Origin of the sequence: Magnetospirillum sp. 15-1 (assembly GCF_900184795.1) — a bacterium.
Taxonomy (GTDB): domain Bacteria; phylum Pseudomonadota; class Alphaproteobacteria; order Rhodospirillales; family Magnetospirillaceae; genus Phaeospirillum.
In genome coordinates, this window is record NZ_FXXN01000022.1 from 210,967 (window position 1) to 234,399 (window position 23,433).

A 23,433-nucleotide genomic window follows, 5' to 3' on the forward strand; every position below is an offset into this window, starting at 1 on the left:
CGGGTTTTTGTTGATTAAGCCGAGGCCGGCACGATGCCTGACCGGGCGAGGTCGTCGTAATCGCCGTCGCGGATGCCCGCCTGGGCCAGTACCGCGCGGGTATGTTCGCCGTAATGGGGGGGGAAGGCGAAATCGCCGCCCTTCCCCGGAAGGTCCACCGCCATGGGCTGCATGCGCACCCGGCGCCCGTCGGGCAGGCGGGTGGCGGTCAGCTTGTCGGCCAGGGCCGGCATGGCGCGCACCTGGTTGATGTCGTTGATGGGGGCGTTGGGGATGGTGGCCTTGCGGAAGTCGGCGGCCAGTTCCTCGGTGGAAAAGCGCGACGTCACCGCCCGCATGTCGGTCTGGATGGCCTCGCGGTCGGCGTGGCGCCCCTGGTTGGTCTCGCGCCCCGCCTTGCCCACGCCGGCGAAGCGCGGCAATTCGGTGAGGCGCCGCCACTGCACGTCCGAGCCGATGGCGACGAAGATATAGCCGTCCTTGGTCGGATAGGCGTTGGTGGGGATGAACTTGCGGTGCTCGTTGCCGCATCGGGTGATCTCGATCGGATCGCAGCCGAAATCCACCAGCGGCAGGGTGGTGATCAGCCAGGACGCCGCCGCCTGCAGCATTGAGACGTCGATGCGCGAGCCCTTGCCGGTCTCGGCGCGCTCGGCCAGGGCCAGACAGACTCCGGCATAGACCTCGTCGCCGGCCTTGAGATCGATGATCGGCACGCCGGCCAGGGTGGGCGGCCCGTTGGCCTCGCCGGTCAGCTCCATGTAGCCGGCCATGGCCTGCAGCGCCGGGTCGTAGCCCGGCACGTCGGGATAATCCGGTCCCATGGCCGAGATGCCGGCCCAGATCAGGTCGGGCTTGGCCGCCGACAGGGATTGGTAGTCGATGCCCAACTGCTCGTAGCGTGACGGCAGGGTGTTGGAGCAGAACACGTCGGCGTCGAGCGAGCGGACCAGATGGCGCAGCACCTCGTGGCCCTTGGGGTCCTTGAGGTTGATGGCCACCGCCTCCTTGCCCACATTGGGGGCGACGAAGTAGCTGCGCCGGTCATCGTCGGCCACCACCGAGCCGATATAGCGGTTGGGATCGCCCGGCAGGCCGGGTCCCGCACCGAAGGATTCGATGCGGATGACCCGCCACCCCAGGTGGACGAAGCGCAGCGTCGCGTAGGGCAGCGACAGCGCCTGCTCCATGGACAGGACGACGCGCGGCTTCATTGCAGCTTGCCCTTGAGCGCCGAGTACACCCGTTCGGGAGTGAAGGGCAGGCTGGTGATGCGCACGCCGGTGGCGTTCTCGATGGCGTTGGCCACCGCGGCCGCCATGCAGATGGACGGCGCCTCGCCGACGCCCTTGGCGCCCTGCGGTCCCTCGCCGTCCATGGTCTCGATGAAGCTGATGTCCATCTCGGGGATTTCCGGCGCGGTGATCAGCTTGTAGTCGCGGAAGGCCGGGTTGACCAAGTGCCCCTTGACCACCGGCATGTCCTCGCACAGCGCATAGCCCTGGCCCATGATGATGCCGCCCTCGATCTGGCCCTCGAGACCCATTTCGTTGAGGACGCGGCCCACGTCGTGGGCGGCCCAGACCTTGAGCAGGCGGACGATGCCGGTGTCGGTGTCCACCTCCACCTCCACCACCTGGGTGGCCCAGGCATAGGCGGCCGAGACGTCGCCCTTGAACCCCTTGTCCTGATGGACCGAGGGCGGCTCGTAGTAATTGGTGGTCATCACCAGCTCGGCCTTGTCCGAGAAGTGCAGTTGCCGCAGCATCTTGGCCAGCGGCATCACCTTCTCGCCGTCACTGGCGCGTATGATGTTGCCACCCTTGAGGTCCAGTTCCTCGGCCTTCATGTTCGACACGGTGGAGGCGGCGGCCAGGATCTTGTCCTTGGCCTTGCGCGCCGCTCCGATGGCCGAATTGCCGGCGATGAAGGTTGTACGGCTGGCATGCACGCCCACGTCCCACGGCGTGATGTCGGTGTCGTTGTTGACCACCGTCACCGCGCTCATGGGCACGCCCAGTTCCTCGCACACCAACTGGGCCAGCACGGTCTCCGAGCCCTGGCCGATCTCCGACGCCCCGGTCATGATGGTGACGTGGCCGAAATCGTCGAGCTTGAGGATGGTGCCGCAGCCGTCGGACGGATAGATCTTGGCGCCGCCGCCCACGTGCAGCATGGAGGCCATGCCGACGCCCTTGCGGACGCCGCTGAGCCCCTTGGCGGCCCCCATCGCCTTGCGCTTGGCGGCGAAGCCGGAGCGTTCGGCGGCGATTTTCAGGCAGTCGTGGAAGCCGCAGGTCTTGAAGTGCATGCCCTGGCCGGTGATCTCGCCCGCTTCCTGGGCGTTCTTCAGGCGGAATTCATAGGCGTCGATCCCCAGCGCATCGGCCAGCTTGTCCATCTGCTGCTCGATGGCGAAGGTGGCCTGCAGGTTGCCGTAGCCCCTGAACGACCCGGCGAAGGGGTTATTGGTGTAGACCGCCTTGGTGTGGTAGCGGCAGTGGGGCACCCGGTAGAGCGAGCTGAAGGTCTGCATCATCACGAAGGGGATGGTGGCGCCCCACGAGGTGTAGCCGCCGTTGTCCAGCAGCACGTCCACGGTGCGGAAGGTCAGCGTACCGTCCCGCTTGGCCCCCGAGCGCAGCCGGATGATGGCCGGCTGGCGGGTGGGGGACGCGATGAACTCCTCCTCGCGGCTGAAGATCAGCTTGACGGGGCGCCGCGTGGCCTTGGCGAGATAGACGGCGATGGGCTCGAACGGATAGATGTCGAGCTTGGAGCCGAAGCCGCCGCCGATGGGCGGCTGGATGATGCGGATGCGCGACGGGTCCATGCCCAGCACCTCGGCGAACTCGCGCTTGTGCAGGAACGGTACCTGGGTGTTGGAATAGAGCGTCAGGTTGCCCGAGACCGGCTCGAAATCAGCGATCACCCCCGACACGCCCATGCAGCAATGGGTGACACGGTGCAAGGTGAACTCGTCTTCCACCACCACGTCGGATTCGGCCTCGCCCTGCTCCACGTCGCCATGGGCATAGTCGAAGGCCATGGCGATGTTGTCGGGCTTGGCCGCGTGGATGACCGGCGCGCCGTCCTTGATGGAATCCCTGGGGTCGAAGATGGGGGGCAGGTCCTCGTATTCCACCTTGATCAGCTTGAGCGCCGCCTGGGCGACCTCGATGCTGTCGGCGGCCACGGCGGCGACCTCGTCGCGCTCGCAGCGCACCTTGTCGCTTTTCAGCGGCGGATTGTCCTTGTTGACGCCGATGGGATGGATGGGAACATCGGCGGCCGTCAATACGGCGCGCACGCCGGGCAGCGCCTTGGCCGCCGCCGTGTCGATGGAGACGATGCGGGCATGGACCCGATCGGTGCGCAAAATCAGGCCGTAGAGCTGGCCCGGCAGGTTGAGGTCCTGGATATAGCGGGTCTTGCCGGCGGCCTTTTCCGGCGCGTCCATCTTGGGGATGCGCTGGCCGATCAGGCTGGCATGCTGGGGAGCGTTCATGTCGGCAATCCTTACTCGGCGGCGGGCTGGGCGGCGGCGGTGACCACCGCCTCGACGATCTTCTTGTAGCCGGTGCAGCGGCACAGATTGCCCTCGAGGCCGCGCTTGACCTCGTCCGGGCCGGCGTGGGGATGCTTGTCCAGCACGTGGCGGGACTGCACCACCATGCCCGGGGTGCAGAAGCCGCACTGGACGCCGCCCTTGTCCACGAAGGCCTTGCGCAGCGGGTCGCTGGCCCGGTCCACCGCCAGCCCCTCGATGGTGGTGATGGTGCGGCCGTCGAAATCCACGGCGAACATCAGGCAGGAATTGACCGAGATGCCGTCCACCAGGATGGTGCAGGCGCCGCATTCGCCCTCGCCGCAGCCGTACTTGGTGCCGGTCAGGCCGATATGCTCGCGCAGCAGGGTGAGCGCGCTGGTTTCCGGCGGCACTGCCAGCCGGGTGGGCGTGCCGTTGACGACACAGGAGATCTCAACGAGAGACGACATCGCTCAGCACCTTTCCCAGGAGGTTGTGGACCAGTTCGCGGCGATACCAGGCGCTGGCCCGCAGGTCGTCGATGGGCTTGACCTCGTCCCTGGCGGTGGCGGCCGCCTTGGCGATCCGCTCGGGATCGAGGGCGGCGCCCTCCAGCACGGCTTCGGTGGCCCGCCCGCGTATGGGTGTCGGTCCCACGGCGCCGAATGCCACCCGCACGTCGGACAGCCGCCCGCTTTCCAGGGTGGCGGCAAAGCCGATGGACACCGCCGAGATGTCGAGAGCCGGCCGCGTGCCGAACTTGACGAAGCGTGACACGGTGCGCAGCCGGGGCAGCGGTATGGACAGGCCGGTGATCAGTTCGTCGGGGCGGCGCACCGTCCGTCCCGGCCCGGTGAAGAACTCGGCCATGGGCACGTTGCGGCGTCCGGCGCCGGACGCCAGTTCCACCTCGGCATCCAGCGTCAATAGCGGCACCAGGGTGTCGCCGGCCGGCGAGGCGTTGGCGACGTTGCCGCCGATGGTGCCCATGTTGCGCACCTGGTCCGAGGCGAAATGATCGGCGGCCTCGGCCAGCAGCGGCACCGCCTTGGCGATGAGCGGATTGTCCTTCAGCTCGTTGATGGTGACCAACGCGCCGATGGTGATGCGGCCGTTGCTCACCTCCACCGCCCGCAATTCGGGGATGCGGCGGATATTGAGCAGGATGGGGCGGAAGGCGACCTTGCCGGCATTGATCTGCGGCATCAGGTCGGTGCCGCCGGCCAGGATGGTGGCGTTTCCGCCCGCCAACGCGGCAAGGGCGTCGTCGAGGCCGGCGGGGGCGAGGTAGCGTTCGATGGCGGTCATGCGCCTGGTCTTCCTTGTCCTCGGGTTTCAGAATACGACGGGTTCGCGGTAGCGGCCGTAGACCGTCACCAGCCGGTCGGTGATCTCGCCGACGCTGGCATAGGTGCGAACCGCCTCGATCAAGGCGGGCATGACGTTGGCCCCGGCACGGGCGTCGGCCTCGACCCGGTCGAGCGCCGCCTGCACCTTGCGGCCGTCGCGCTCGGCCCGGATGGCGTCGAGCGCGGCGACCTGGGCCTTGGCGTCATCCTCGTCATAGGGGTGGAACTCGACCTTGGCCTCTTCCTCCTCCTCGCGGTAGCAATTGACGCCGACCTTGGGGAAGTCGCCCGATTCGATGCGCTTTTGCATCTGGTAGGCCTGGGCGGAAACCGCCGCCTGGGCCAGGCCTTGCGCCACCAGCGAGACGATGCCGCCGCGCCGGTCGATGTCGGCCATGGTCTCGACCATCTTGTCGCGCATCTGGTTGGTCAGCGTCTCGACGTACCAGGAGCCGCCCAGGGGATCGACCGTCTCGGTCAGACCCATCTCCTCGATCAGCAACTGCATGGTGCGAAGCGAGATGCGGGCCGAATGCTCGGTGGGGATGGTGTAGGCTTCGTCGTAGGAGCACAGCGCCATGGTCTGGGTGCCCGACAGCGCGCTGATCAGGGCGTAATAGGCGCCGCGCACGATGTTGTTTTCCGGCTGCTCCTTGGTCAGGCCGCCGCCGCCGCCGGCGGCGATCATGCGCATCCACATGGAGCCGGGGTCCTGGGCGCCGTACTCCTCCTTCATGATCTTGGCCCACAGGCCGCGGGCGGCGCGGAACTTGGCCACCTGCTCGAAGATGTTGCCGAAGATGTTGAAGTTGAAGGACAGGCGTCCGGCGAATTCGTCGATGGCGAGGCCGCGCTTCAAGGTCTCGTCGGCATAGGCCTTGGCGATGCAAAACGCGTAGGCCATCTCCTGCGCCGGGTTGGCCCCCGATTCGCGGATGTGATAGCCGCAGACGCTGACCGGGCTGTATTTGGGGGCGTGCTGGGCGCAGTACTCGATGGTGTCGCCCACCAGCTTCATGGACGGCTCCACCGGGAAGATCCAGGTGCCGCGCCCGATGAACTCCTTCAGGATGTCGTTCTGGGCGGTGCCGCGCAGCTTGGCCACGTCGTAGCCGCGCTTTTCCGCCATCACCAGATACATGGCGATCAGAATGGCGGCCGAGCCGTTGACGGTCAGCGACACGGTGATCTGTTCCAGGTCGATGCCGTCGAAGGCCACCTCGAAATCACGCAGCGTGTCGACCGCCATGCCGACGCGTCCGACCTCGCCCTCGGCCATGGGGGAGTCGGAGTCGAAGCCGATCTGGGTGGGCAGGTCGAACGCGACGTTGAGGCCGGTCTGGCCGTTGGCGATCAGGAACTTGAAGCGCTGGTTGGTATCGGCGGCGTTGCCGAAGCCGGCGTACTGCCGCATGGTCCAGGGCCGCTTGCGGTACATCTCGGCATGGATGCCGCGGGTGAAGGGGTATTGGCCCGGCTCGCCGATGTGACTGAAGCCGCCGCTGGCCTCGACGTCGGCGGCGCCATAGGCGGTCTTGATCTCGATGCCGGATTCGTTGACCACGCGGCGCGATGCTGCCTTCCGCTCGCTCATTGCGCATGCTCCTTGATGAAATCGACGATGGCGGCGATTTTCGAACTGGTGGGGAAGATTCCGGTGAAGCCCAGGGCGCGCAGCTCGGCGTGGTCGGTGGCGGGAATGTTGCCGCCGATCAGGCAGACCTTGTCGCCCAGGCCCCGCTCGTCGAGCAGCGGCCGCAGCTTGCGGCAGAACGGCAGGTGGGAGCCGGCCATGCTGGACAGGCCGATGACGTCGACGCCTTCTTCCAGGGCGGCGTTGGCGACGGCGATGGGGGTCTGGCGCAGGCCGGTGTAGATCACCTCGAACCCGGCATCGATCAGGCCGCGCACCACGATCTTGGCGCCCTGGTCGTGGCCGTCCAGGCCGGGCTTGGCGAGCAGGACGCGGATACGGCGTTCACTCATGACGTCAGCTCCTTACCGATGACGAGCTTGAGGATTTCGCTGGTGCCTCCCCCGATCAGGGTGAAGCGGATGTCGCGCAGATAGCGCTGCACCGGGTATTCCATGGCGAAACCGTAGGAGGCGAGGACACGGGCGGCCTGATCGCAGATCCGCGCGGCGGCCTCGGTGGCGAACAGCTTGGCCATGGCCGCCTGCTGGGCGTGGGGGCGCCCCGCGTCCCTCGCCCAGGCGGCGTAGCGCACCAGTTGCTCGGCCGCTTCCAGGTCGGTGGCCATTTCGGCCAGCTTGAACGATACGCCCTGGAAGGCGGCGATGGGCTTGCCGAACTGCTTGCGCTCGGTGGAATAGCGGATCGCCTCGGCCAGGGCGGCACGGGCGACGCCGTTGGCCATGGCTCCGGTGATGATGCGGATGTCCGAGAGAATCCGGCGCAGATGCCCCTCGCCGTCGCCCACGTCCTTGCTCAGCATGTGGGAGTCGGGCACGAAGCATTCGTCGAACGCGACTTCCGAGGTCGGCAAGGCCCACACCCCCATCTTCTCGATGGAGCGGCCGACGGCGAGGCCCGCCGAGCCCTTCTCCACCAGGAAGATGGTCAGCTTGCGCTCGGCGCCGGCGCGGGCGAACACCGTGAAGAAATCGGCCATGGGCGCCGAGGTGATCCAGGTCTTCTGGCCGCTGATCTTCCAGCCGCCATCGACCTTGACCGCACTGGTGGCGATGCCCCCCAGGTCCGAGCCGGCATTGGGCTCGGTCATGCAGATGGCGCCGATCTTCTCGCCCAGCAGGGCGGGGATCAGCAGGCGGCGGTGGATATCCTCGTTGCCCAGCAGCCACAGGAAATTGGTGCCCATCAGCGCCTGCATGGCCGCCGCCCCGGCCAGGGACAGCGAGCCGCGGGCGATCTCGGCCAGGGCCAGGCAGAAGGTGGACAGGTCCACGCCCGCCCCGCCCACCTCTTCCGGATAGCGCATGGCGAAGAAGCCCAACTCGCCCAGCTTGGCGAACAGCTCGGCGGGGAACTGGTGGGCCTCGTCCAGCGCGGCGGCCGCCGGAGCCACCTCGCGGTCGACGAAGCGGGCGAAGGTCTCCTGGATGGCGCGCTGTTCTTCGGTCAGATCGAAATCCATGCCGCTCAGCCTTCCCAACCATAGGCGGCCCGTGCCGCCTGGGGTGAAATGATGCCGTCGCGGACCTCGCGGCCCAGCAACGCCCGGTCGCGCCGGGCCGCCGGGCCATAGCCGCCGCCGCCGCCCGCCAGTTGGCGATAGACGGTGCCCTTGGGCACGCCGGTGATCAGGTCCTTGTTGCGCGGCACCACGCGGGTGCCGTCGGGATAGGTCAGCTCGATCAGGTTGAGCGTTCCCTCGCCGCCGCCGAACAGGCCGAAGGCCGGTTCGAAATCGCCGTCGCCGAAGGTCACCAGTTGGGTGTCGTCGGAACCGATGGTGAAGATGGTCTCCACCCCCAGGCCGCCGCGCCACTGGCCCGGACCGGCCGAGTCGGTGAGGTATTCGTGCTTGACCAGCAGGTGGGGCGTGGTCTGCTCGAACATCTCGTAATCCTGGTCCAACAGGCCGCCCGAGGCGTCGATCATGCCGATATGGTCGTAGCCGTCGGTGCCGTTCATGGCGCCCGAACCGCCCTTGAGGCCCATGAAGCCGATATCCACGTACTTCTCGCCCTTTTCCGGGTCGATGCCGGTGGTCAGCGAGCACAGCAGGTTGTTCCACCCGGCGGTCACCCGGTCGGGAATCACCGGCGCCAGGGCGCGGATGATGGCGTCGGCATTGGGCGGGCACAGGTGGTTGCCGAAGGTGGTGGCCTTGGGATAGCTGGCGTTGAGGATGGTGCCTTCGGGAATGATGATCTCGATGGGCTGGATCATTCCCTCGTTGTGGGGAATGTCGGGATTGACCATCTGCAGCAGGGTCAGCACCGTGGCCGAGGCCGACGAGGTGAAGGTGCCGTTGACGAAGCCGTCGGTCTGCGGGTCGGTGCGGGTGTAGTCGAAGCGCACCTTGCGGTCCTCGACGATGATGTCGACCCGGATGGTGAACTCGCTGCCCACGTGGTGGCCGTCGTAATAGACCTTGCCCTCGCCGGAATAGCGGCCGTTGGGGATCTTGGCGATCTCGGCCTCCATCATGCGCCTTGTCGCCTCGAACAGCGCCGTCTTGTGGGCCTTGAAGCTGTCCAGGCCGTACTTGGAGAGCAGTTCCAGGAAGCGGCGTTCGCCCACGGTGCAGGCGCCCATCTGGGCGCGCATGTCGTGCTGGACGATGTCGAGACGGATGTTGGCGAAGATCAGGTCCCAGACGTCCTTACGGAACACGCCCCGGTCATAGATCTTGACCGGCGGGATGCGCAGCGCCTCCTGCCACACTTCCTTGGCGTTGGGGTTGTAGCCGCCGGGCACGTTACCGCCGATATCGGCCTGATGGCCCTTGACGGCGGTCCAGCCCACCAGGGTGTCGCCCTGGAAGATGGGCTTGTAGACGGCGACGTCGTTGTTCTGGTTGCCCATGGAGAAGACGTCGTTGTGGAAGATGACGTCGCCGGGGTGAATGTCGCCCTCGAAGTACTTCAGGATGTACTTGCAGACGGGCGCCAGCGAGAAGGCCAGGATCGGCAGATTCTCGGTCTGCTCCAGCATGTTGCCGTCGGCGTCGTACAGCCCGGTGACGAAGTCCTTGGCCTCGCACAGGATGGGCGAGCGGGTGGTCTTCTGGACCGAGATGCTCATCTCGTCGGTGATCGACTTGAAGGTGCGGGCGTAAACCGACAGCAGGATGGGATCGACAGCGGTCATGGCGTTCAGGCCCCCTTCAGGATGTTGGCCACCAGGTCCTCGCGCCCCTTGCGGTAGAGCGCGAACGAGCCGGTGCGGTCGCAGACCCCGTCGAACGAGGCCGAGACGAAGATGGCGGTGGTGATTTCCTCGATCATGGCCGGGCCGGCGACCCGGTTGCCGTGCTTCAGCTTGTGGCCGTCATAGACGGGAACCGAGCGGAAGGCCTTGTCCTCGGGGACGTAGACCATGCGCTCGCCCTTGATGGCCGCCGAGCCGTCCGGCCCGGCATAGGGCTCGTTGCGGCCCGTGGGCTTGTCGGTGATGCCCACCGCCTGCACCCGCACGTTGATGATCTCGGCCGGGACCTTCTGTTCTTCCAGCGAGTAGCCGTAGAGCCGGTTGTGCTCGGCATGGAACAGGCGGGTGACGGCGGCGGTGTCGCCCGCCTCGATCAGCGCCAAGGGCACCTCGAACGAAACCTCGTGGTACTGCTTGAGGTAGCGGCAATCCAGCTTGACGGCGACCCGGCGGCGGTCGGCGGCGATGCGCTCGCTGTCCAGCAGGTCGTCGCCGTCCTTGGCCATCTCGGCGATCACCGCCTTGAGCTTCGGCCAGTCCAGACCGTCCAGGCGCGACACGAAGGTGCGGACGAAGTCGTGCCGGATGTCGCCCATCAGCATGCCGTAGGCGCACAGCACCGAGGATTCGCGCGGCACGATCTGGAAGGGCATCTCCAACTCCTCCGAGATCAGGCAGGAATGGATGGGGCCGGCGCCGCCCGCCACGATCATCGGGAACTCGCGCGGGTCGAAGCCGCGCTTGATGGTGACCTCGCGCACGCCCTGGGCCATGTTGTTGCAGATGATGCGGTACATGCCCGCCGCCGCCTCGACCACCGACAGGCCCAGCGGCTTGGCGACGTGCTCGGAGATGGCGCGCTCGGCGGCGGCGAGGTCCAGGCTCATGCGGCCGCCGGCGAAGAAGCCGGGATTGAGGTAGCCCAGCACCAGATTGGCGTCGGTGGAGGTCGGCTTTGTCCCGCCCTTGCCGTAGCAGGCCGGGCCGGGATCGGCGCCCGCCGATTGCGGCCCCATGCGCAGCATGCCGCCCTCGTCGATCCAGCCGATGGAGCCGCCGCCGGCGCCGATGGTGTGGATGCCCAGCATGGGCAGGGCGATGCGGTGCCGCGCGATCTCGCCGTCATTGACCATGACCGGGGCATCGACGGCCATGGAGGCCTCGAAGCTGGTGCCGCCCATATCGGTGGTGATGCAGCGGTTCTGACCGTGGACGTTGGCATAGGCCAGGCCGGCGCCGGGGCCGCCCGCCGGTCCCGACAGCAGGGTCAGCGCCGACTTCTCGCGTGCCACCTCGGGCGCCATGACGCCGCCGTTGGACTGGGTGATCAGCAGCAGCCCGTCGAAGCCGATGCCCTTGAGGCGCCCGGTCAACTGGTCGAGATAGCGGCTGAGCTTGGGTCCCACATAGGAGTTGAGCGCCGTGGTGCTGATGCGGTCGTAGAAGCGGATGGACGGCAGCAGGTCGGAGGAAACGGTCAGGTACGCCTCGGGCAGGTGTTTGCGCACCAGTTCCGCCGCCTGGCGCTCGTGGGCCGGGTTGGCGAAGGCGTTCATGAAGCAGATGGCCACCGCCTCGACGCCTTCGCGCCGGAACAGCGCGATGGCGGCTTCGACGTCGGCTATGGCCAGGGGAGCCACTTCCCGCCCCGCCCGGTCCATGCGTCCGCCGGTTCCGACGCGCAGATAGCGTTCCACCAGCGGCGGCACGTTGGTGTAGCGGTTGTTGTACTGCTCCTCGCGGATGCCTCGGCGCATCTCCAGGGCGTCGCGCACCCCTTCGGTGGTGATCAGCCCGCACTTGGCCCCGGTATGGGTCAGGGTGGCGTTGGTGGTCACCGTGGTACCGTGGACGATGGTGTCGACGCTGCGGATATACTCGGCCAGCGCCATGGCCGGCTTGCGGCTGGCGGCGATCTCCTCCAGGCCGGTAAGCACCGCGATGGACGGGTCGTGGGGGGTGGACAGGACCTTGTGAATCCTCGGCTCGCACCCGGCCTCGGCGACAAAGAAGTCGGTGAAGGTGCCGCCGACGTCGATACCGATCTTGGTGGTCATGGGAACGGGTCTCCGTGCTCAGATGGAGGAGGGGCTTAGGTGGAGGAGGGCGGCGTCTGCCGCGCCAGCTTGCGGATGTCGGCCTTGACCAGCTTGCCGATGCTGGTGCGGGGCAAATGGTCGGTGAAGATCACGGCGCGCGGGTGCTTGTAGCGGGCCACCTTGTCGCGGAAGAGGGCCATGACCCCCTCCTCGGTCAGGCGGGTACCCGGCCGGGGCACCACCACGGCCACCGGAATTTCACCCCAGCGCTCGTCGGGACGGCCGACCACGGCGGCCTCCTCGATGTCGGGGCATTCGGCCAGGATGGCTTCCAGGGCGGCGGGGAAGATGTTCTCGCCGCCCGAGATGATCATTTCCTTCTTGCGGTCGTCGATGATCAGGAAGCCGTTGTCGTCCAGGTGGCCGATATCGCCGGTGGCGAACCAGCCGTCCTTCAGCGCCGCGCGGGTGGCCGCCTCGTCGCGCCAGTAGCCGATCATGATGTTGCGGCCCTTGATCAGCACCTCGCCCGACCGGCCGGACGGCACGTCGTTGCCTTCGCCGTCCACCAGCCGCATCTCGCAATGGACGGCGCAGTGACCGGCGACGCCGACCCTGCCGCTGTCGGCGACACGCTGGAACACCGCCACCGGGCCGGTCTCGGTCGAGCCGAAGATCTGGATCACCGGAATGCCGCGCGCCTGGATGGTGCGCACCAGCCCGGCGGGGATGATGGTCGAGCCGGTGGTGATGCAGCGCAGGGCGGACAGGTCGGCACTGCCCCAGTCCGGCTCGGCCAGCAACAGGTCTAGCTGGGTGGGGACCAGCACCGCCAGGGTGATGCGCTCGTCCACCAGGGTGGCGAGCGTGGTGGCGGCGTCGAAGCGGCGGTGCAGGGTGACGGTGGCCCCGGCATGCAGCGCCGGCATGGTCTGGATGTTCAGCCCGCCCACATGGAAGATGGGCAGGGTGGTCAGCACCCGGTCCTGGCTGGTCAGGTCGTGCATCTGGGTGCTGTTGATGGCGTTCCACAGCATGCCGTCCTGGGTGTGGACGGCGCCCTTGGGCTGGCCGGTGGTGCCCGAGGTGTAGCACAGCAGCAGCGGGTCCTCGTAGCGGCCCTCGCCGCCGCCCAGCAGCGGCGCGGCCTCGACCATGGCGTCCCAGTCCAGCCAGCCCGAGCGCGGACCGCCGGTGCAGGCCAGCCGGGGGCCGGTGATCACCACCCGCTTGGCGGCGATGGCGTCGGCGAATTCGGGCTCGACCACCAGCAGGGACGGCTCGGAATCGGCCATCAGCGCCAGATGCTCCACCGGGGTGAGGCGCCAGTTGAGCGGCGTGAAGATGGCGCCGATCCGGGCGCAGGCGAACAGCAGGGCGATGCTTTCGGCGTTGTTGAGGCCCAGCCACGCCACCCGCTCGCCGCGCCGGATGCCCAGCGTCGCCGACAGGGCGCCGCTGATGCGGGCGATATGGCGGGCGAGGCCGCCATAGGTCAGCTCGGCGCCTTCATAGCGGAGCGCCGGCTTGTCGGCGGCGAAGCCCGCCCAGCGCTCGATCCAATCGGACAGATTCATCGTCGTGCTTCCCACTTGCGGTCAGGCCGGACGTTCATCGACCAGGATCACCACGGCCATGGCGGTGTCGCCGGCGGCGCAGCCGCTGAACAGGCCATAGCCGCCGCCCCGGATCACCAGTTCCTCGATCAGCTCGATCACGCCCCTGGTTCCCATGGGCGCCTGGGGGTGCCCCCAGACCAGCGACGAGCCGTAATTGTTGAGGTCGGCCACCTTGGTGCCGGTTTCCTCGGCAAAGACGATGTCGTTGACCGTGAAGGGATTGTGCAGCTTGACCGCCTTGACCTTGTCGATGCCGATGCCGGCCTGCTCCAGGGCGCGCTTGGCCGCCGGGACGGTGGCGCGGGGCATGAAGGCGGGCTCGACCCTTTCCAGGCCGAAGCCCTTCAGCCGCACCCGGATCTTGGGGTCGCGGGACAGCTCCCGGGCCTTGCCGGGGGTGGCGACGATCAGGCAGGCGTTGCCGTCGGCCGGATGGGTCTGGGCGCCGAAGGTCACGGTGCCGCCCTCCATCACCGGCTTCAGGGCCGCCAGCCCCTCCGGAGTCGAGCGGGTGACGCCCTCGTCGGCCGCCATGACCGAGGCGGTCTTGCGGAAATTGGGGGTGGGAACCTGGAAGGGCAGGGTCATGAAGCGCTTGAGAAAGGCGCAATCGTCGGCCAGGGCGGCGGCGTACTGCGCCTCGCGGAGCAGCACCACCTCGTGCTGACGTCCGGTGTCGATCTTGTAGCGGGCGGCGACGTTCTCGGCGGTGGTCAGCATGGACTTGGCCGTGAACGGATCGTACGAGAAATTCTGCATCACCCAATCCTCGGCGGTGCCGGTGCCGCCGGCTCCGCCGGGATCGGGGTAATAGAGGTGCGGCCCGTTGGAGGTGCGGTCGCAGGTGGCCGACAGGGCCACGGTGGCCAGACCGGCCTGAATCTCCGTCGCCGCCGTCAGCAGGCAGCGCACGCCGGTGGCGCAGGCCTGTGACACGGCGGGGCCGCCGGCCTGGGGCGCGCCGATCATGCCCATCAGCCAGGGCGCGCCGTAAAAGCAGTGCTTCTGCGGCACCGAGGTGCCCAGCACCCCGAAATCGAACATGGCGGCCGGAATGTCGCGCCGGGCCAGCTCGGCCTTGGCGACGTGGGCGGCGAATTCGATGGAATGGAGGCGTGCCAGACTGCCCATCCACTTGGCGAAGGGGGTGGACCAGTAACAGCCGTAGGGAATCTCGGCGAGATAGGCCATGGGGGCGCGCTCCTAGGCGGGCAGGGCGATACGGGCCGAACCGGCCAGGGTCTGCTTGCCGTCCTGGTTGACGGCGGACAGGTCGAGATCGACCACCTTCTCGCCGTTTTCCTCCGTCTTGGCGGTGACCACTCCCTTGCAGGTGATGGTATCGCCGGGGAAGGCCATGGCGGTGAAGCGGGCCGAGAACGACCGGATGGCCGATTGCGGCACCCAGCCGGTCAGCACCTGTCCCAGGAAGGCCATGGACAGCATGCCGTGGGCGATGACGCCCGGCAGCCCGCCCGAACGGGCCTGCTCGTCGTCGAGGTGGATGGGGTTGTGATCGCCCGAGGCCCCGGCGAACAGGGCCAGCTGGGTGCGGTCGATGGGCGGCTTGGCGAGGTCGGGGATACTGTCCCCCACCGCGATGTCGGCGAAGCGGATGGTCATGGTCCCCTCCCTAACCCTGGCGGACGATTATTACGGTCCGTAAATTCGCCACCGGCCGTGTGTGCTGATTTTTCAGCAGCGTTTCGGTGACGATGAAGCGCATGGCGCCGCCCTTCTTCTCGAAGGTCTCGACCACCCGCTGCACGCCGGTGACGGTGTCGCCGGCACAGATGGGTTCGATGTAGTCGAAGATCTGCTCGCCATGCATGGAGCGGGTCTTGTCCACCCCCAGATCCTCGAGGACCTTGAAGGGCTGCTCGGCATCCATGGCGATGGAGAAGGCGAAGGTCGGCGGCGCCGGAAGCGAGGCGTAGCCAGCCTTCCGCGCCGCATCATCGTCTAGGTAGATGGGGTTGGACTCGCCGATGGCCTTGGCGAAAAGCCGCAGACGGCCCTTCTCCACATCGACGGTGAACGGGGCATATACTTTGCCTACAAGCTCGTCGGCTTTCACGGCGGATCCTCCCTCTGTTCATGACGGCCGCCACGGATGTTTCCTCCGATTTCATCGCCGCCGGAATAGGCCCGATCAGCGTGCTGCCGTTGTTTGAACGCTAAAAGAATTTTACAGCCCCGTAAATAGGATTTTTACGTCCCTGTAAAAAATTCCATTGTGCGGTGCGGTGCTTCGCGATAGGGTCTGACCTCGGGCAATGCGTTAGGAATGGGTAGGAATGAGCCGACGGATCCAGATACTGAGGCGAGCCACCGAGGTGTTCGAGCGCCAGGGGGTCAACCGCACGTCCATCGAGGACATCGCCAACGCGGTCGGCATCAAGCGCGAGGCCATCTATTATTATTTCAAGAGCCGCGCCGACATCCTGCTCAAGATCATCCTGCCGCAGAGCACCTCGCTGGTCATGGGGCTGGGATCGATCATCAATTCCAACCTGCCGGCCGAGGAAAAGCTGGAGGCGGCCATCCGCAACCACCTGGACCGCTTCAATCCCAATTATCTGGAAATGACGGTGGCGCTGCGCGAGGATCACTTCCTCGAGGATGAGAGCAAGGCCGCAGAACTGCGCGGGGTGTGGAACGAATACACCCATCTGTGGACCCGCCTGATCGAGGAGGGCCAGGAGCAGGGCATCTTCAAGCCCGACCTGGATGCCCGCATGGTGGCCAACGGCGTCCTGGGCATGTGCAACTGGATGTCGCGCTGGTACGACCCCGGCAAATCCATTCCCATCGACAAGATCCTGGAAATCTTCTTCACCATGGTGGCGCACGGCATCGTCGACCCCGCCGCCGCCAAGCCCCCGGCGAAGAAGCCGCGCCGGCCGCGCAAGGCCGTTTCCACGGACTGAGGGGCGGCCGCAGGAATTTGGATTGACTACAAACTGAATTGCGCCATATTATTTTAATCATAAACTATCTTGCCGCCGCGACGGTGGTCAGGGAGGTTGTGATGAAGATAGCCTGCATCGGCGGCGGCCCCGCGTCCTTGTACTTCGCCATCCTCATGAAGAAGCAGCGTCCCGAGGCCACCATCCGGGTGGTCGAACGCAATCCGGCCAACGTCACCTGGGGATTCGGCGTGGTGTTCTCGGACGCCACCATGGCCAATTTCGCCGAGGCCGACCCGGAATCATACCGCCAGATCACCGAGGCCTTCGCCCATTGGGACGATATCGAGACCCATTACATGGGCCAGGTCCTGGTGTCGCGCGGCCACGGCTTCGCCGGTCTTTCACGGCTGAAGCTCCTGCAGATCCTCGAGGCGCGGGCCAAGGACCTGGGGGTCGAGGTGGTCCACGACGCCAACGTCACCGATATCGGGGAATACCGCTCCTGGGATCTGGTGGTGGCCGGCGACGGCATCAACAGCGTGGTGCGCGACCAGCACAAGGAGCATTTCGGCGTCGACATCGACCTGCGTCCCAACAAGTTCATCTGGCTGGGCACCACGCGGCCGTTCGGGGCCTTCACCTTCTTCTTCCGCGAGAACGAGCACGGCCTGTTCCGCTCCCACTGCTATCAGTTCGAGGACGGGCGTTCGACTTTCATCATCGAATGCACCGAGGATACCTGGCGCAAGGCCGGGCTGGACCGCGCCGACGAGGCGGCCAGCGTCGCCTATTGCGAGCGCCTGTATGCCGCCGAGTTGGAGGGGCACCCTCTGATCTCCAACAACTCCATCTGGCGCAGCTTCCCCCGGGTCAGGAACAGTCGCTGGCATCACGGCAACGTGGTGCTGATGGGCGACGCGCTGCATACCGCCCATTTCACCATCGGCTCGGGCACCAAGCTGGCCATGGAGGACGGCATCGCCCTGGCGGCGGCCATTGCCGCCAATCCCACCCTGGATTCCGCCCTCGACGCCTTCGAGCTCCATCGCCGGCCGGTGGTCGACAGCCTGCAGCGCGCCTCGCAGGTCAGCATGGAGTGGTTCGAGCAGACCGAGCGCTATCACGGCCGCCTCGACCCGGTGCAGTTCAATTTCTCCATGCTGACCCGGTCGCTGCGCATCACCTATGACAACCTGCGGCTCCGTGATCCCGAATACGTGGACGGCATCGAGCACTGGTTCGCCGACATGGCGGCGCGCCAGGCCGGCACCCCGCCCCCCGACCGGCCGACACCGCCCATGTTCACGCCGTTGCGGCTGCGCGGCATGGTCCTGGCCAATCGGGTGGTGGTGTCGCCCATGTGCATGTACTCGGCGGACGACGGCACCATCGGCGACTTCCATCTGGTTCATCTGGGCAGCCGCGCCATGGGCGGAGCCGGTCTGGTGATCGCCGAGATGACCGATGTCAGTCCGGAAGGGCGCATCACGCCCGGCTGCGCCGGCCTCTACAAGCCCGAGCATGCGACGGCCTGGAAGCGGGTCTGCGACTTTGTCCACGCCAACAGCGAGGCCAAGATCGCGGTGCAGTTGGGCCATGCCGGGCGCAAGGGCTCGACCCGGCTGATCTGGGACGGGATGGATCAGCCCCTGGACCACGGCAACTGGCCGGTGATGGGGCCGTCGCCCATTGCCTACCGCCCGGCCAATCAGGTTCCCAAGGCCATGGACCGCGCCGACATGGACAAGGTGTTGGCCGATTTCGCCCACGCCACCCGTCTGGCCGAACAGGCCGGGTTCGACATGGTCGAGGTTCATTTCGCCCACGGCTACCTGCTGTCCACCTTCCTGTCGCCGCTCACCAACCACCGGACCGACGAATACGGCGGCTCCCTGGAGAACCGCATGCGCTTTCCGCTGGAGGTGTTCCGGGCGGTACGCGAGGTCTGGCCGGCGGCGAAGCCCATTTCAGTGCGCATTTCCGCCACCGACTGGGCCGAGGGCGGCTTCACCCCCGAGGACGGGGTGGAGGTGGCGCGGCGCCTGAAGGAATTGGGCTGCGACATCATCGACGTCTCGGCCGGTCAGGTGGTGGCCGAGCAGAAGCCGGTCTATGGCCGTCTGTTCCAGACCCCCTTCGCCGACCGTATCCGGCTGGAAGCGGGCATTCCCACCATGACCGTGGGCAACGTCCAGTCCCATGCCGACGTCAACACCATTCTGGCGGCTGGCCGCGCCGATCTGTGCGTGCTGGCCCGTACCCATCTGTTCGATCCCTACTGGACCCGCCATGCCGCCGCCGAGCAGGGCTATCCCATGCCCTGGCCGAAACAGTACGCCTCCATCGACGGCTTTGTGCCCCGCTCGGGGTAAAGTATCGGGTCTTAGGTCGGGATCGAGAGAGGTTTGCATTGTCTCGTCATGGCCGGGCCTGACCCGGCCACCCACGCGCCGCCGTTTGGCATTGTGCTGGTGGAGCCATGGATGCCCGGACCAAGTCCGGGCATGACGAGCAAAATGGATTTGCTTCATGTTTGGGGTATGCCGCCCTAATCCAGCAATCCGCCGACGCCCAGTTCCATGATGTCGCGGCCGCTGGTGGGAAGGTCGGCCATGATCCGGCGCAGCACCAGGTCAAGGCCGTTCAGCGCCTCGGCGCGGGCGCAACTGGGCAGGACCAGTACCGGAACCGGGCCGATGCGGGCGAGCAGCAGCATGTTGCCCGGTTCCACCGGCATGCCGAAATGCGTGATGGTGCCGCCGGCCCGCATGATGGCTGCCGGAACCATGTCGCGGCGGTCGGTGGTGACCAGGGCGCCGGAGATCAGCAGGATCTCGCACCCGCCGTCCAGGGCCTGGCGGATCGACCGCTCCAGGGCGTCCGGCTGGTGGGGGCAGCGCAGTTCGGGTTCCAGCCGGCTGCCCAGGCCCTCGACCCGCTGGCGGGTGACCGCCACGGTGGCATCCAGGGCCGCGTCGGTGGTGCCTGGCAGGGCGGTGAGGATCATGCCGACCGGACGGGAACGGAACGGATGGACCCGGATGGCGGCCTTGCCGGCGGCGGCGACGCAGGCGTGGACGGTTGCGGAATCCACCGCGAAGGGAATGATCTTCACCGTGGCGATGCGCTGGCCCGGCGTCACCACCGTCCAGGGAACGGCGGTGGCCGCCGTCACCGCCTCGTCCACCCGGTTGAGGCGGCCGATGCGCCCGGCGTCGACGGCCAAAAGCCCGTGATGACGGGCGAACAGGTTGCAGCGCCCGGTGGAGGCCGGGCCGAGCTGGAGTCCGTCTCCGGCCAGGGCCTGGGCGACGGTCCGCGCCGCCTCGTTCTCGTCCAGGTCTCCCGGCTCGACGGTACAGCCGGTCACCCGGGGCAGGCCGCCGGCCCGCAGGGTTGCCACGTCGGCGGCGCTCAGCCGGCGACCCTTGATCAGCTTGCCCGTCTCCAGGACCATGGTGTGTGCCAGGATCACGCCTTCGGCCCGGTCGAGCGGAACCTCGCCGAAGATCACGGGCTTACCCTCCGGGGCAGGCTGGGGGCGATCAGGAAGCGGCCGTAAAGGCCGAGATAGATGGCGATGGAGACCACCCACAGCGTGGCCGAAGCCGCCAGAAGGGCGCCGCCGTCGGCCACTGTCCGCAACACGGCGGCCAGCCCCATGCAGACGAACCCGGCGACCATGATGACGGGAAGGCGCAGGTCGCGGCCCGTATGCTTGAGCGCCACCCGACTCATCAGGCTGAGCTTGGTCAATCCCATGGCGCCGATGGTGAAGGCGTGCACGGCGGCGGAGGCGGGGATGGGGACGCCCAGCGCCGTCGCCGCCTGCAAGATCAGCGAGACGATCAGGCAGGCGTAGCCGGCATGCATGGCCGCCAGCATGGGCGAGGCGATCACGGCGCCGCTTCGCCACGACGCCATGCGCAGCGCATGGATCGCGGCGGTGGCCAGGGCCGCTCCGCCGACGGCCGCTCCTCCCAGGCCGGCGAACTCGGCAAGGGCGACGGCCAGCAGCCCGGCGGGGGCCAGAATCTCGACGGGGCGGCGAAAGCCGATGGTGGCGGCGGGGTCGCGCTCGCGCAGGTGGGATTCGGTGAAGACCGGGGTCAGCAGGCCGCCGACGAAGCTGAACAGGATCATCAGGGCGTAATAGGTGGCGCGGATCCCGAGATGGGCCAGATCCGGGGCCGCCCGGAGAATGCCGAGGTGAAAAACCAGATTGCCGAGCGCCAGCATGGCCAGGATGGGAATCAGCAGGCGGTAGAGCCGGTTGGCGGTTCCCCAGACCTGCGGCCCGACCACCGCCAGCAGCAGCGGCACGAATGCCATGTCGAGGACGGCCGTCACGGCGGGCGGAAGGTGCGGCGCCGCCAGGATGGCGGCCCGGCCCAGGCCCCAGACGCCGACCAGCAGCATCAGCCGTCCGCCCCGGACCGCCGTCGTTCCCGCCCAACTGGGCAGGGCGGTGAGGATGAAGCCGCCGCACATGGCGGCGACGAAGCCGAACATCATTTCGTGGGCGTGCCATAGTGTCCGGTCATAGGGCAGGGCGAGGATGCCGCCGAAATGTCCCGCCGCCCACAGGCCGAGAGCCAGCGGGCCGTACAGGCAGCCGGCCAGATAGAACGGCCGAAAGCCGCTGCTCCACAGCGGCGAGGACGACAGGGATGCGCCCGGATGGGGCCGCGCGGACATTGGCTGGTGCTCCATTTCGCCACAACGCTCAAAAAACTTTATGCTTGAATTATCTCGAATTCAACGGCGATCATGGAAAACCGGAGAACGAGACCCCACCTCGAAATGACCGGGAGCGGAAGGACGGCGCCCAGCGGCCGTATTCCGTGGTTTAGGCATAAAGGGGCAAGGTGAATATCGATATGGAGAGGAGGTCGCGGAGATGACGCAATCCCTTGGCCGTTCGGCCCATCTGGACACCTTTGCCCGCGACAGCCTGCCGCCCGGCGAGTTGTGGCCGGTCATGGATGCCGCCCTACCGCCCCTTTGCGACTACCCGGCCGGGCTCAATATCGGGACGGTCCTGCTGGACGACGCGGTGGCGGCCGGCCGTGGAGAGCGGCCGGCGGTTCTTTACGGCGATCAGGTGTGGAGCTACGCCGACCTGCGCGACAAGGCCAACCGCATCGCCAACGTCCTTAGCCATCGGATGGGGCTGGTTCCCGGCAACCGGGTGCTGCTGCGCGGCCCCAACACTCCCATGCTGCTGGCCGCCTGGTTCGCCGTGGTCAAGGCGGGGGGAATCTGCGTCGCCACCATGCCGCTGCTGCGGGGGCGCGAGCTGGCCTATATTGCCGCCAAGGCCAAGGTCACCCACGCGCTGTGCGACATTCGCTTCGCCGAGGAGCTGGAGATCGCCCGCGCCGAATCCCCCGGTCTGGTTCACCTCGCCCATTTCAGCGCCCTGGGACAGGCGGGGGAGAGTCTGGATGCCGCCATGGCGGCAGAGCCGGACGTCTACGCCGATGTGCCGACCTCGGCCCTGGACGTGGCGCTGATCGCCTTCACCTCGGGCACCACCGGCCCGGCCAAGGCCACCATGCACGTGCACCGCGACCTGCTGGCGGTCTGCGACTGCTTTCCCCGGCATGTGGCGGGAGTGAACGAGGACGACCGCTTCTGCGGTTCCCCGCCCCTGGCCTTCACCTTCGGCCTGGGGGCGCTGGCCCTGTTCCCGCTGCGGGTGGGGGCCTCGGTGGTGCTGGTGGAGAGCTTCACCCCGGAAACCATGCTGAAGACCATCCAGGACTACCGGGTGACCGGGCTCTATACCGCGCCCACCGCCTATCGCGCCATGACGGGGCTGTCCATCGATTGGGACCTTTCGTCGCTCCGGATGTGCGTGTCGGCGGGCGAACACCTGCCGCTCGCCACCTCCAACGGCTGGCATCGGGCCACCGGGATCAGGATCATCGACGGCATCGGCAGCACCGAATTGCTGCACATCTTCATCTCGGCGGCCGGTGACGATATCCGGCCCGGCTCCACCGGCAGGGCGATCTTCGGCTACGAGGCGCGCATCATCGATGACGAAGGCCATCCGGTGCCGCCGGGCACGCCCGGCCGTCTGGCGGTGCGCGGGCCGACCGGCTGCCGCTATCTCGGCGACCCCGAACGCCAGCGCAAATACGTGGCCGACGGCTGGAACCTGACCGGCGACGTCTACACCATGGATGAGGACGGCTATTTCTGGTACCAGGCCCGCTCCGACGACATGATCGTTTCCGCCGGCTACAACATCTCGGGTCCCGAGGTGGAGGGGGTTCTGATGGAACATCCCAAGGTGGCCGAATGCGCCGTGGTCGGTCTGGCCGACGACGAGCGCGGCCAGGTGGTCTCCGCCTTCGTGGTGTTGCGCGACCCCGCCGACGGCGGGGCGGCCCTGATCGAGGAACTGCAGGGCTTCGTCAAGAGCCGGATCGCCCCCTACAAGTATCCGCGCCGGGTCAGGTTCGTCCAGACCCTGCCGCGCACCGCGACCGGCAAGCTGCAGCGCTTCGCCCTCAGGGATCTGTGATCACTCGGCGGAGGCGTCCTCGTCACCGCGCGGGCGCTTCTGGACCTTGGCGACCGAGGATTTCAGCTTGCCGAGCAGCGCCTGCAATTGCCGCAGTTCGGCTTCGGTCAGGTCCGCCATGGCTTCGGTGACCCAGGACTGATTGGCCGGGGCCATGCTGGAAAACACCTTGTTGCCCTTGGGGGTGAGGCGGACCCACTGGATGCGCCGGTCGTCCTCGTCCTGCAGCCGGTCCACCAGCCCCTCGTCCACCAGCCGGCCGATCAGGCCGGTGACGTTGCCGTTGGTGACCATCAGCCGGGCCGAGATTTCCCCCATGGTCAGGCCGCCCGGCGACCGGTAGAGCTGGGACAGCAGATCGAAGCGCGGCAGGGTCGAGCCGAACGATTCGCGCAGGTTGGTGCGCACCACGGATTCGATCTGCTTGACCGAACTGAACAGGGCCAGCCAGACCCGCAGGGGCAGAAACTGGTCGTCCGCGGTGCCGGCCTCGGGGACGGCGGGATCATTCATGGCGCTTACTCGCTCTGAAGGTGATTGAGACATAAAGCTCTGCGCCTGCCTGATCAAGGTCAATTTTCCGCGCACGCCG

The 23,433-nt window shown here is 67.2% G+C and carries 19 protein-coding genes; 3 read left to right on the forward strand and 16 right to left on the reverse strand.

Going from position 1 to position 23,433, the window contains the following annotated elements; all coding sequences use genetic code 11:
* Positions 1–14: 14 nt before the first annotated feature.
* From CP958_RS09080 to CP958_RS09140, 13 genes are read right to left on the reverse strand one after another with little or no spacing between them, the layout of a single operon-like run.
* The gene (locus CP958_RS09080) at positions 15–1,214 is read right to left on the reverse strand and encodes a CoA transferase (protein WP_096701631.1); all 1,200 of its coding nucleotides are present in this window, start codon (positions 1,212–1,214) and stop codon (positions 15–17) included.
* A complete protein-coding gene (locus CP958_RS09085; protein WP_096701632.1) occupies positions 1,211–3,508 on the reverse strand; it encodes a xanthine dehydrogenase family protein molybdopterin-binding subunit in 2,298 nt (765 codons plus the stop codon). Before CP958_RS09085 ends, CP958_RS09080 begins: the two co-directional genes overlap by 4 nt.
* A gap of 11 nt (positions 3,509–3,519) precedes the next feature.
* Positions 3,520–3,999, reverse strand: a complete 480-nt coding sequence (locus CP958_RS09090; RefSeq protein ID WP_096701633.1) for a (2Fe-2S)-binding protein — start codon at positions 3,997–3,999, stop codon at positions 3,520–3,522.
* Positions 3,983–4,837, reverse strand: a complete 855-nt coding sequence (locus CP958_RS09095; protein WP_096701634.1) for a xanthine dehydrogenase family protein subunit M — start codon at positions 4,835–4,837, stop codon at positions 3,983–3,985. Before CP958_RS09095 ends, CP958_RS09090 begins: the two co-directional genes overlap by 17 nt.
* A gap of 27 nt (positions 4,838–4,864) precedes the next feature.
* A complete protein-coding gene (locus CP958_RS09100; protein WP_096701635.1) occupies positions 4,865–6,472 on the reverse strand; it encodes a methylmalonyl-CoA mutase family protein in 1,608 nt (535 codons plus the stop codon).
* Complete coding sequence (locus CP958_RS09105) at positions 6,469–6,864, reverse strand: cobalamin-dependent protein (protein WP_096701636.1); 396 nt, start codon at positions 6,862–6,864, stop codon at positions 6,469–6,471. Before CP958_RS09105 ends, CP958_RS09100 begins: the two co-directional genes overlap by 4 nt.
* Positions 6,861–7,994 (reverse strand): acyl-CoA dehydrogenase family protein, encoded by a 1,134-nt coding sequence (locus CP958_RS09110; RefSeq protein ID WP_096701637.1) that lies wholly within the window; start codon positions 7,992–7,994, stop codon positions 6,861–6,863. The genes CP958_RS09105 and CP958_RS09110 overlap by 4 nt, the downstream gene beginning before the upstream one ends.
* A gap of 5 nt (positions 7,995–7,999) precedes the next feature.
* Complete coding sequence (locus CP958_RS09115) at positions 8,000–9,676, reverse strand: hydantoinase B/oxoprolinase family protein (RefSeq protein WP_096701638.1); 1,677 nt, start codon at positions 9,674–9,676, stop codon at positions 8,000–8,002.
* A gap of 5 nt (positions 9,677–9,681) precedes the next feature.
* Positions 9,682–11,793 (reverse strand): hydantoinase/oxoprolinase family protein, encoded by a 2,112-nt coding sequence (locus CP958_RS09120; protein ID WP_096701639.1) that lies wholly within the window; start codon positions 11,791–11,793, stop codon positions 9,682–9,684.
* A gap of 35 nt (positions 11,794–11,828) precedes the next feature.
* On the reverse strand, positions 11,829–13,352 hold the full coding sequence (locus tag CP958_RS09125) for an AMP-binding protein (protein WP_096701640.1): 1,524 nt from the start codon (positions 13,350–13,352) through the stop codon (positions 11,829–11,831).
* 21 nt (positions 13,353–13,373) lie between these two features.
* Positions 13,374–14,585 (reverse strand): thiolase family protein, encoded by a 1,212-nt coding sequence (locus tag CP958_RS09130; RefSeq protein ID WP_096701641.1) that lies wholly within the window; start codon positions 14,583–14,585, stop codon positions 13,374–13,376.
* A gap of 12 nt (positions 14,586–14,597) precedes the next feature.
* Positions 14,598–15,017, reverse strand: a complete 420-nt coding sequence (locus CP958_RS09135) for a MaoC family dehydratase (RefSeq protein ID WP_096701642.1) — start codon at positions 15,015–15,017, stop codon at positions 14,598–14,600.
* Between the two features lie 10 nt (positions 15,018–15,027).
* Positions 15,028–15,471 carry a MaoC family dehydratase N-terminal domain-containing protein gene (locus CP958_RS09140; RefSeq protein WP_096701643.1) on the reverse strand — a complete coding sequence of 148 codons (444 nt, stop codon included), beginning with the start codon at positions 15,469–15,471 and terminating at the stop codon, positions 15,028–15,030.
* Between the two features lie 220 nt (positions 15,472–15,691).
* On the opposite strand from CP958_RS09140, the gene CP958_RS09145 reads away from it, so the two are divergent.
* Positions 15,692–16,324, forward strand: a complete 633-nt coding sequence (locus CP958_RS09145) for a TetR/AcrR family transcriptional regulator (protein WP_096701644.1) — start codon at positions 15,692–15,694, stop codon at positions 16,322–16,324.
* A gap of 101 nt (positions 16,325–16,425) precedes the next feature.
* Positions 16,426–18,678 (forward strand): bifunctional salicylyl-CoA 5-hydroxylase/oxidoreductase, encoded by a 2,253-nt coding sequence (locus CP958_RS09150; RefSeq protein ID WP_170958908.1) that lies wholly within the window; start codon positions 16,426–16,428, stop codon positions 18,676–18,678.
* Between the two features lie 176 nt (positions 18,679–18,854).
* Here the strand turns inward: CP958_RS09150 and CP958_RS09155 are convergent, their stop codons facing one another.
* Together CP958_RS09155 and CP958_RS09160 are read right to left on the reverse strand one after the other, a co-directional pair.
* Positions 18,855–19,820, reverse strand: coding sequence for a molybdopterin-binding protein (locus tag CP958_RS09155; protein WP_096701645.1), 966 nt, complete (start codon positions 19,818–19,820; stop codon positions 18,855–18,857).
* The gene (locus CP958_RS09160; RefSeq protein ID WP_170958909.1) at positions 19,817–21,004 is read right to left on the reverse strand and encodes an NnrS family protein; all 1,188 of its coding nucleotides are present in this window, start codon (positions 21,002–21,004) and stop codon (positions 19,817–19,819) included. The genes CP958_RS09155 and CP958_RS09160 overlap by 4 nt, the downstream gene beginning before the upstream one ends.
* A 202-nt stretch (positions 21,005–21,206) precedes the next feature.
* On the opposite strand from CP958_RS09160, the gene CP958_RS09165 reads away from it, so the two are divergent.
* Positions 21,207–22,841, forward strand: coding sequence for an AMP-binding protein (locus tag CP958_RS09165; protein ID WP_096701647.1), 1,635 nt, complete (start codon positions 21,207–21,209; stop codon positions 22,839–22,841).
* Here the strand turns inward: CP958_RS09165 and CP958_RS09170 are convergent, their stop codons facing one another.
* Positions 22,842–23,354 (reverse strand): MarR family transcriptional regulator, encoded by a 513-nt coding sequence (locus tag CP958_RS09170; protein ID WP_096701648.1) that lies wholly within the window; start codon positions 23,352–23,354, stop codon positions 22,842–22,844. It lies immediately after the preceding gene.
* Positions 23,355–23,433 lie beyond the last annotated feature (79 nt).

Bases quoted from the DNA above. Each gene is read 5' to 3' on its own strand.
- CP958_RS09090 (WP_096701633.1), bottom strand. From the start codon at position 3,999: ATGTCGTCTCTCGTTGAGATCTCCTGTGTCGTCAACGGCACGCCCACC.
- CP958_RS09110 (WP_096701637.1), bottom strand. From the start codon at position 7,994: ATGGATTTCGATCTGACCGAAGAACAGCGCGCCATCCAGGAGACCTTC.
- CP958_RS09160 (WP_170958909.1), bottom strand. From the start codon at position 21,004: ATGTCCGCGCGGCCCCATCCGGGCGCATCCCTGTCGTCCTCGCCGCTG.
- CP958_RS09130 (WP_096701641.1), bottom strand. From the start codon at position 14,585: ATGGCCTATCTCGCCGAGATTCCCTACGGCTGTTACTGGTCCACCCCC.
- CP958_RS09115 (WP_096701638.1), bottom strand. From the start codon at position 9,676: ATGACCGCTGTCGATCCCATCCTGCTGTCGGTTTACGCCCGCACCTTC.
- CP958_RS09100 (WP_096701635.1), bottom strand. From the start codon at position 6,472: ATGAGCGAGCGGAAGGCAGCATCGCGCCGCGTGGTCAACGAATCCGGC.
- CP958_RS09125 (WP_096701640.1), bottom strand. From the start codon at position 13,352: ATGAATCTGTCCGATTGGATCGAGCGCTGGGCGGGCTTCGCCGCCGAC.
- CP958_RS09120 (WP_096701639.1), bottom strand. From the start codon at position 11,793: ATGACCACCAAGATCGGTATCGACGTCGGCGGCACCTTCACCGACTTC.
- CP958_RS09080 (WP_096701631.1), bottom strand. From the start codon at position 1,214: ATGAAGCCGCGCGTCGTCCTGTCCATGGAGCAGGCGCTGTCGCTGCCC.
- CP958_RS09095 (WP_096701634.1), bottom strand. From the start codon at position 4,837: ATGACCGCCATCGAACGCTACCTCGCCCCCGCCGGCCTCGACGACGCC.
- CP958_RS09150 (WP_170958908.1), top strand. From the start codon at position 16,426: ATGAAGATAGCCTGCATCGGCGGCGGCCCCGCGTCCTTGTACTTCGCC.
- CP958_RS09085 (WP_096701632.1), bottom strand. From the start codon at position 3,508: ATGAACGCTCCCCAGCATGCCAGCCTGATCGGCCAGCGCATCCCCAAG.
- CP958_RS09145 (WP_096701644.1), top strand. From the start codon at position 15,692: ATGAGCCGACGGATCCAGATACTGAGGCGAGCCACCGAGGTGTTCGAG.
- CP958_RS09105 (WP_096701636.1), bottom strand. From the start codon at position 6,864: ATGAGTGAACGCCGTATCCGCGTCCTGCTCGCCAAGCCCGGCCTGGAC.
- CP958_RS09170 (WP_096701648.1), bottom strand. From the start codon at position 23,354: ATGAATGATCCCGCCGTCCCCGAGGCCGGCACCGCGGACGACCAGTTT.
- CP958_RS09135 (WP_096701642.1), bottom strand. From the start codon at position 15,017: ATGACCATCCGCTTCGCCGACATCGCGGTGGGGGACAGTATCCCCGAC.
- CP958_RS09165 (WP_096701647.1), top strand. From the start codon at position 21,207: ATGACGCAATCCCTTGGCCGTTCGGCCCATCTGGACACCTTTGCCCGC.